We start from the raw sequence: 8761 nt of genomic DNA, 5'->3' as shown, positions 1-8761 counted from the left end.
AAAGTAGCTGGCTGAGTAATAGTCACAGCCACTGAACCTGTACATCCTTTGCTATCTTTAACATAGAAGGTATAAGAACCAGCTGCTAATCCTGCAAATGTTGGATCAGCTGTGAAACCTGTTGTAGCATTGTTGCTATAAGTAAATCCTCCAGATCCACCTGCACCTGTTAAAGTAACAGATCCGTCTGAAGCTCCATTACAGCTAGCATTTGTTTGAACCGCTGTAACAGTTGGATTTGTAATAGGATCTACTTTTGTTACTGCTGTACTTTGACATCCGTTAGCATCTGTCACTACGAAAGTATAAGTATCTGCATTTGCAGGAGTAACTGAATAAGTAAATGTTGGACCAGCAATTGAAGCACTTGGAGCGCTTGCAGTACCAGATCCTTTTTTCGTTGTATAAGTATATGGTGCTCTACCTCCTGTAATTGTAACTGTAATAGTTGCATTTGGAGTAGAAGTACAATCTAATTCTTTTGTAACACCACCTACAGTAGTCAACTGTGGGTAAATAGTAAGTGCTGTAGCTGTAGTAGCTGTACAGTTATTTTTGTCTCTTACTGTTACAGTGTAAGTTCCAGCTGGAACATTAAATACATTTGAAGTCTGGAAAGAAGTTCCATCAATACTATACATTAAAGGAGCTAAACCTGTTCCTGTTGCTGTAATAGTAAATGAATTTCCAGAAGCCGAACATTGATTTCCGTTTGTAGCTGTAACCGTTGGAAGATTATCTTTAGCAACAGTAACGGCATTTTTAGCAATACATCCGTTAGTGTCTTTTACATAAACATCCCAAACTAAATCTGCACCAGAATTAGTATCTACAGTAACTACATTACTTGCATCGTAAACTGTTGGAGCTGTTGCTCCAGATTTTACCGCTGCGTATGTGTAATTTGGTGTACCACCAGTTGCAGTAACAGTAATTTGTGAATTATCATTGTTACAATTAACATTGCTTGCAACAGCTGTAAATGTTACAGCATTTGCAGGCTCTCCAATAACAATACTTGCTGTAGCAGTACAACCTGTTGCAGAATCTGTTATTCTAACAGTATATGTTCCAGCAACAACATTAGATAATGTTAATGTGTTTCCTGATTTAGTAAGCGTACCTGATCCTAATGTTCCTGCAGTTAATGTAAATGTGTAAGCACCTGCTGTCGCATTTCCAGATACTGTATAAGTACCAGATCCAGTTGCTCCTCCTTTACAAAGAGCGTCGCTTGTTTTATTTCCAACTACTGCAATAGGAGTTACTGCATTAATTGTATATGGTTTTTCGAAATAACATCCATTTGCATCTGTAACTCTGAAATTATAAGTTCCAGCTGCTAATCCTGAAAACACTCCAGTAGTATTAGTAGCTACAGAAGCAGTTGGTGATGTAATTGCGTATGTTAATGTTCCTACTCCATTTGTAGCAGTTGCTGTAACAGTCGTTGTTGTAGCTGTACATGTTACTGCATTTGCGCTAAATGTAATATCAGTAGGAGGATTTAATCTATTTATTGTAATAGTTTGAACAGGAGTTTTACAACCCTGAGCATCACTAACTACGTAAGAAATCGTCTGATTTGTTCCATTATCAGTAACCGTTAATGTACGTGTACTTGTAAAAGTTGTTCCACCGTCAAAACTATATTGATAAGGAGATGTTCCTGTTGTAGGAACTGCAATAGTAACAGTTGCAGATTGCTTAACATTTGATGAATTACAAGAAAATGCCGTCGCAGATGCAGTAGCTGTTAATGTTGTAGGTTGGCTAATAGTAATACTTCCAACTGCAGAAGTACATGTACCACTATCCATAACTCTATAATTGTAAGTTCCAGCAGCTAAACCTGTGTAACTTGTTTGAGTAGTATATGTAGTTGGAACTGGTATAGTTGTACTATTGTAGAACAAATATGTATAAGTCCCTGATCCACCAGCAGCAGTTAATTCTACAGAACCTGTTGAAGCACCATTACATGTAGCATCAACTTTAGTTGCTGTTACAGTAGGGTTTGAACGAGCGCTAATTGTAGCACTTGTAGTTGTAACACATCCTTTAGAATCTGTAATTTCAAAAGTATATGTACCTGTATTTGTTGCTGTATAAACAAATGAATTACCTGTTACATTATTTGGAGAACCATAATTCCCATTTCTCTTCACTTTATATGTGAAAGCACTTGTTCCTCCTGTAATTGTAACCGTAATTTGAGCATTTGGAGAACTTGTACAATCTATTACTTTAGTAACCGCTGCAGTAGCTTGCAATTCTGGCGCAATTACAATATTGCTTATCGTAGCAGTACAATTATTGCTGTCAGTTACTACAACATTGTGTGTACCAGGACCAACATTTGTAAATCTATTAGAAGTTTGCGCCGCACCACCATCTAAACTATAAGTTAATGTTCCAGTACCTGTAGCAGTAACAACAAGAGTTGACTGATTAGTTGAATCGTAACATAAATCAGAACTTGCCGCCAATGTAGCTGTTGGTACAGTTGGAGACGAAATGTTAACAGTTGCTGAAGCTGGAGAAGTACAAGCATTTGTATCTTTTACTACAACTGTATACGTTCCCGTTGCAACATTTGTAAAGACATTTGATGTCTGGAATGGAACTACAACTGTAGTTCCGTTTGATCCTCTTAATTCGTATTGGTAACTAGGTGTTCCTCCTGTTACAGTAGCTGTAATAGAAGCACCATTCGAACAAGTAGGCTGAGCTGTAACACGAGCTGTAACAGCCAATGCTGCAGGAGCAGTAATTACTTGAGAGAATGGGAAAGTACAAGTTGAAGATGATGCATCAAAACGAACTTTGATAGCATATGTTTTGTTAGTTAATCCAGTAGCAGTAACTGGAGAAACTTTAGAATTTACCCATGTAGCTCCATTATCTAATGAATAATCGAAACCGTAAGGAAGATTAAAATTCTGAGCCGCTATTGTGATTTCTCCATTATTAGATCCAGCACAAGTAAGGTTTTTAAATCCTGTGATTGACGCGCTGAAAGCTTTATTGCTATCAATTACGATTGGGAAATCTTTTTGGCTAATACATGATTTAGGAATTTGACGAACCCAGATATCATCAATAACGATATCATTTCCGCCATATTCTATACTTCCAGAACGAATTCTAAATGTTAGATTAGTATTATTTCCTGGATTTAACGAAATGTTAATTGGAACCCATTTAGTTCTGTTTGGATCATTTGCCGCTTCAGCAATTTTTCCTGTATCTTGAGTAGCTACAACCTGTCCAGCAGAATTCACTAATTCAAATCGAACTATAGGAGCTGCACCAGTAACACCGGCATTTAATAAATTGGCAACATATAAATCAACCATTACCGGCTGATTTGGTATAACATCAACAATTGGTTTACTATATAAAACTCCGTAATTTCCAGCTGCTGCTCCAATATTTACTAATAAATATCTTCCGTTTGCATCGGCTCCATTTGTAGTATGGTCTGTAAAGTGGTACCATGCAGTGTCATTTCTCCAGAAGAAACTTGTAACAGAATATTGGTTATCCTCTACAGAACGTGTTGGAGTTCCATTTAAAGAACAAGTATAAGGAGGGTTCACTCTTTGGTCATTGAAGCAATATGCTGCTGCAATACCAGGAGTAGTTGTAGTTCCACCTGAACCAAAATCTTCAAGTAATAAATTACTATAAGTTGGAACAGAAACTAAATTATATTTTACTGAAATAGTATGAGACCCTGAAGGAACATTCACAAAAACATTAGATGGTGTATTTGTATTTAATACATTATCTAAATAATATTCATAAGAATAATTTGTACCTCCACCACTTGTAACTGTTACTGTACTTGTAGCTGTACCGTTACAATTATAAACTGGAGCGCCAACAGCTATTGTTGGATCTGCTGGTCTTGGATCTAAAATAACACCTGGCATGCTGTAGATACAGCCTTTAGCATCTTTGATATAAAGAGTATATGTTCCAGGTGCAACATATGCCTCATTTGAAGTAATGTAAGTATTACCTCCATCGAAGCTATAAGTATAAGGTGCAGTTCCTCCTTGAGGATTAGTAATACGTACTTTACCATATCCGTTACCAGAAGGATCACAACCTGCTAATTCAGCAACACCTGCTGATGCTGATAGAGAATTTGCTGGAGCTGTAATTGTTATTGAAGTAGCTGGATCTGTACATGTTGTACCTGCCATAGTATATCTCACTACAACATTATAAGTACCTGCTGCTACGTTAGAGAATACTGGATTACTGCTAAATGTTGCGCCATTGTCTTTACTATATTCTAAAGTATAGCCATTAGCATTGGTTACATTTACAGTAATTTGAGAAGTGCCTCCACTACAATAAATTTCTGAAGCCGTAACAGTATAAGTTGGTTTTGGATTTGCAGTAACTGTGATAGATGTTGTACCGCTACAGTTGTTAGCGTCAACAACTCTAATATCATATTTACCAGCCGCTGCTACATCAATATCATTTGTTGTTTGGAATGATGTAGATCCGTTTATAAAATAATAATAAGGAGCAGTTCCTCCAGTTGCTGTTACAACAATTTTTCCGTTAGAACAAGCTGTCAACGGAACAGTTAAAGCTGCCGTTACATTCAAGCCAGCTGGAACTGGATTTACTGTTACTTGTACAGTTTTATCACAAGCCGGTGCAGGAGTAGATCCTACAGCACCATTCGTTACTCTTACGCTGTAAACGCCTGAAGATAAATTTGCAAAAGTATAATCTGAATTTTGTGATGGGCCAAAACTGTTTACTAAAGTTCCTCCACTATTATAAATATAATAGTAATACTGAGGCTCAATATTTTCAGCTCCAACTTTTATACTTCCTTTATCAGTACTACATGTTGGTTGAGTTACCGAAGTACTAATGTTTAATTCTCTCGTTCTAATTAAAATACTTGGAACAGTAAAAATACAAGGATTAGTTGTTACACCAACTTGTCTAATATGAACCGTGTATGAGTTAGGAGAAGTAATAGGAAATACATTGCTAGTTTGATAAGCACTAAGTGTTCCATTAGGATCTGTACTTATTGCATATTCGTATCCAGCAGGAACTCCTCCAATAGTAATACTTCCTGGTGCACCACAGATAATATCTTTATGAGTTTCTGTTGGTGTTAAAGAGTTAGTATATACATTAAAGTAGAAACGAGTGAAACATCCTCCTGCATAATTTAATGTTACTCGAAATTGTCCTGCTTGATTTGCTGAATAATTAGGTCCACTTCCTACGCTTGACCAATTATTTTTACAAGCATCACTTTCATTAGCACAATTTTGGTTTGTAACTGGAAGACAAGCTCCTCCTTCAGTTAATTTCTCCCAAACGATACTAGTGGCATCCGAGATACTTAATGTAATTTGTTTAGATGCATTACCACCACATAAGAAAATGTTAGGTAATTTTTTTCCATCATTAGAACAAGTTACAACCTGATCAGCAAAAGGTATTATAGGATTTTCTACCGTAGTACCAAAACGCGTTACAACAAATGACTGATAAATTGATCTACATGGAGCAGCTGCCAAATTGTACACATAATAAGTACCAGGATTTTTTACATTTAATGTTTGTCCTTTTCCTATTTGTTGTGTTTGTGCTTCATCACTAAACCAAGTATAATCAGAATAACCACTTGCAGCAGTCAAATTAATACTATCACCACAAAGCGTAACATTGTCTGTATACTTACATCCGTCAACTCCAACTAAAAAGTTAGTTGCTTTTGGAACTAAGATACATCCTGTATTTGTGTTAACACTCGGGTCATCAGAAATTGTGAAAGCTGTATTCTGTGTTCCTTTGTAAGTTGCATACGCAGAGTTGTCAATACTATTAGAACAAGCCTCGCTCAAACTTTTACAATCTGGAACAACCTGAACTTTGAAACTAATTACTTTTTCAGGATCACCAACTTTAACTACACTATTATCTACCTTAAAAACAATATTTCTTGTAGCCGCATTATAACTTTGAACAGTTACTCCGGTTGGCAGAGAAACAATATCTGCAGGATAATTGAAAATAATGTTTATAGGCAGTTCGTCTCTAATGGTAAATGAAGTAGCGTTATCATTACCTGTATTTTTAAAACCAATTTCATAATTTAATTGTTGGCCCAATGTTACATTTTGTCCACCAATATTATTTCCTAACGCATCTTTTACAATTTTGGTTAAGACAATTTTTGGTTCAATAATCTCAACGTTAAAAGCATTAAAAAACAATCCGTAACCATCACCACTTGTGGTAAGTTTTAACGTAGCCGAAGTATCATTATTTTTAATGACACTACCTCCTGGATTTGCAGTCGTTGCCGGGTTGGGTACATTTAAAATACCTGCCTCAAAACCTAACGTATTTCCACTCGCAGGATTTCTATTTGTAAAAGGTCCATTAGTATCATTGATTGTACTATTGAAGAAGTTATTTACTAAACGCTCTGTAGTAGAAATATCTGTATTATTAATAGAATACTTATCACCCGTTAAGTTAACGTCACCCTCTAATGCCGCAAAAGCTAATTTTGCTTTTACAGTACCTGTAGGAATCGTTTTAAAACCTGAGATAGGATATGTTACAGCACCACTATTTGCCTGTATCCATCTGAAACCATCGAATGTTGTAATATATTTTGCAGAAGATTTTGGATCTTCATAAACAACAAACAAATTCCAACCTGCAGAAAAACCTCCATTAATTTTACCTCTAGCCGAAATAATATTCGCAACAGTATATTCACCTTCTGGATTTGCTAAGCCTTGCACTAATGATGTCAAATCATAATAGTATGCATAAGGCATTTGATCACCGTTTGAAGTAGAAGGATAATAATCATAAATCAGCTGACCTGTAATATCAGTATAAGCAGTCTGATTAGGCAATTTAACTTTAATCGATCCTAGATTACTTCTAGTAACCGTTTTATCATCAACAGATCCTTTACTGTAAATACCTGCCCAATAAAGCCCAGCATAAACAACTTTATAACACTCCCTGCTTGAACTAGGAACTGCCAATGTAGCCGAACTTGAACTGAAAGTACTGGCGTCATTATCGACGTCAATATATCCCATTGTAAGGTCATTGTTGTTTTGGTTTGTAGCATTAAAAGCATCATTTGGCCTCTCACCATCCTTATTATTATTTCTATTCAAAATGTTGTTACCAATCAAAAGCATATCTCCTTTTAAACTCGTATCAAAACGAGGGGTGAAATCCTTTTGAGCGTAAATAACAAAACTTTGAATACAAAGTAATACAGCTAAAACTAATTTTAAAGTAGTAGGTTTCTTCATGTTTCTATGGTTTCAATTTAACTGCTGTTTTTTAAAGGGGCATTTAAAAAACAGCTTGTGCTCTTTGTTTAAATTTTATTTTTATCCTGCTCTTCTCTTTTTAAAGAAGAGCATTTATATCTCAATTAATTATTCTTCTAATTTTCAACTTTTACTATAGCCATTTTGCCATTGTATGGTTTATTTCCTTTGGCCTCTAGTGCCTTGGTTGCCTCTTGTAAACCATCAAACTTTTCATAATAGATATAATATTTACTTGTTGCTACATTGTAGAAGAAATTAATATCTGAACGTCCTGAAGCGACAGCTTTTGTTAAGAATTCATCACGTTTTTCTACACTGTTATGAACTGCAAGAATTAAATAGTAACCGCTATCAGAATTTTTAATATTCTTAATAATCTGCATATTTGACTGCTCTTCTCCAAAATCAAAATCATTTGCTGTCAATGGCGTACTGCTTAATTTCGTTGTCTCCTTTATACGTTTTAAAGCTGCTAAATCTTGACTATATCTTCCCTCATCATTCTCATAAGCCGCACGTTTAATTCTACGTTTACGCTCAATTTCTGTTTCTGTTTTAATACGCTCTAAATCGGCAATTAAAGCAGCTCCTTCTCTTTCCATTTTCAATTGAGCCGCTTTCAATTCGTTTATCTTTTCAAGATAAGCTTTATTCAAAGGATCATCTTTAGGGAACTTTTTAAGTCTTTCATTATAAAGATTAGTCAACTTCGCAATTTCATTTTTCATGCTATTATTAGCATCTGCAATCTGAACTTTTAATGACTCAATTTGACTATTCTCTGCCGCCACACTCTTGAATGGTTTTGGCTCTTTATAAATTCCTTTTTCACTTAAATCATTCTCCTCTTTTAAATCATTCAAGTCTTTTTGCTTATTCGCAACAGTTCCTTTAAACTGATCTAATAAATCGTTCTGTATTTGACTTGTACCTTCAACCGATTTAGTTAAATTTTCAATAGACTTTCCAGTATCATCTTTCGCTTTTGCTGCAGCTGCTGCTTCCGCATCTGCCTTAGCTTTTTCTGCTGCTAATTTTGCTTGACGATCTTCTTCTTCTTTCAATCGTCTAGTCTCTTCTTCTGCTTTTAATCTCTCAGTAGCTTCAGCATCAGCTTTTGCTTTTGCATCTGCTAAAAGTTTAGCTTGAAGTGCTTCCATATCCGCTTTTGCTTTTGCATCCGCAGCTAATTTTGCTTGAAGTGCTTCTGCATCGGCTTTCGTTTTTGCTTCAGCTGCTAATCTTGCTTTTTCTGCTTCAGCGTCGGCTTTCGCTTTTGCATCAGCTGCAAGTTTCGCCTGACGAGCTTCTTCATCTAATCTTGCTTTTTCTTCAGCAGCTTGTTTAGCTTGTAATGCTTGTGCATCTGCCTTAGCTTTTGCTTCTGCCGCTAATCT

The 8761-nt window shown here is 35.8% G+C and carries 1 protein-coding gene and 1 pseudogene; both read right to left on the bottom strand.

Going from position 1 to position 8761, the window contains the following annotated elements:
* The coding region (locus DM444_RS00320; protein WP_111282901.1) for a beta strand repeat-containing protein at positions 1–7340 on the bottom strand (7340 nt) is incomplete at its 3' end.
* Positions 7341–7477: 137 nt separating this feature from the next.
* Positions 7478–8761, bottom strand: a pseudogene (locus DM444_RS00315) (PorP/SprF family type IX secretion system membrane protein); the annotation flags it as partial.

This window comes from Flavobacterium ginsenosidimutans, from assembly GCF_003254625.1.
GTDB lineage: Bacteria > Bacteroidota > Bacteroidia > Flavobacteriales > Flavobacteriaceae > Flavobacterium > Flavobacterium ginsenosidimutans.
The sequence above is the reverse complement of the archived record's forward strand: the minus strand, read 5'-3'. Positions and strand labels throughout refer to the sequence as shown.